The organism is Neisseria sp. P0021.S005, from assembly GCF_051956955.1.
The window spans coordinates 1-1,409 of record NZ_JBQCWY010000763.1 but is presented as its reverse complement, the minus strand read 5'-3'; the positions used below and the strand labels follow the sequence as shown (position 1 = coordinate 1,409).

The 1,409-nt window shown below is 48.3% G+C and carries 1 protein-coding gene; it reads left to right on the top strand.

Annotation, left to right across the window (positions count from 1 at the left end; all coding sequences use genetic code 11):
- The first annotated feature begins 307 nt into the window (after positions 1 to 307).
- A complete protein-coding gene (locus ACTHUE_RS19085) occupies positions 308 to 1,252 on the top strand; it encodes a class I SAM-dependent methyltransferase (protein ID WP_440424180.1) in 945 nt (314 codons plus the stop codon).
- Positions 1,253 to 1,409 lie beyond the last annotated feature (157 nt).

Below are 1,409 nucleotides of genomic sequence, written 5' to 3'. Positions count from 1 at the left end.
CCTGAACAATTTCAGACGACCTGAAGCAAAGGAAAGTAACGATACGGGAAATGTGAAGTTACAGGGTTGTCGCAAGCATCTTGCTTGTGGTTAACATCGACGACAACCTGCACAGAAAAGGCTTTGCAAATATGCAAGCAATAAAAGAAACGCGCCCGAAACGGCGGTTTAGGTTGGATGACGATGGCTTCGTATCAAAAGGCGAATGGCGGATAATATAGATTTTATGGATAACAGTCAAGCAAAAAGGCATCAAGTGCGTTAAAATCCAACCCCTTCCCAATACTTATTCAGGCCGTCTGAAACCATGACCGACATTACCCCCTTTGCCAACCGCTTAGGTAAAAACATCAAACATCTTATGAAATGGGCCAAACGCAACAATATCGAAGCCTGGCGCATTTACGACCGCGATATTCCCCAATTTCCCTTTGCCGTCGATGTTTACGGCGACCAAATCCATCTTCAGGAATACGATACCGGCTGGCTGATGCAGCCCGAAGAATACGAAGCATGGCTTGCCGATGTATTGGAAGCCATCGGTTTTGTGACCGGTTTTGCGCCCGAACAAATCCACCTCAAACGCCGAGAACGTCAAAAAGGTTTACAACAATACGAGAAAACCGGCAAAACCGGCGACGATTTCGTCATCACTGAAAACGGCCGCAAGTTTTGGGTCAACCTCGACAAATACCTCGATACCGGCCTTTTCCTCGACCACCGCAACACGCGCAAAAAAGTCGGCGAAACCGCAGCGGGCAAACGCTTCCTCAACCTGTTTTCCTACACCGGCAGCTTTACCGTCTATGCCGCAACCGGCGGCGCGGTATCCAGCGAAACCGTCGATTTGTCCAACACTTATCTCGATTGGGCGAAACGCAATTTCGAACTCAACGGCATCAGCCCCGAACAACACAAAATCGTCCGCGCCGATGTGTTCCAATACCTGCAAAATGCCGCCGCCGAAGGCAAACAGTTCGACCTGATCGTCATGGATCCACCCAGCTTTTCCAACAGCAAAAAGATGCTCGACATCCTCGACATCCAGCGCGACCATAAAAAGCTGATTGACGGCGCAATGAGCCTGCTCGCTTCAGACGGCATTCTGTATTTCTCCAACAACTTGCGCAGCTTCGTCTTGGACGACTCGGTATCGGAGCAATACGCCGTCAAAGATATTTCCAAGCAGTCCGTTCCCGACGATTTCCGCAACAAAAAAATCCATCAATGCTGGGAAATCAAGCATAAATAAGCATCAGGCCGTCTGAAAGCCAGTTTTCAGACGGCCTGATTGCCATATTGAATCTCTCAATCAATAGCGCATAATTGAAGAAATTGTTGACAATATCAAAAGGAAAAGAACATGCAAAACTACCTGACGCCCAATTTCTCATTCGCCCCCATGATTC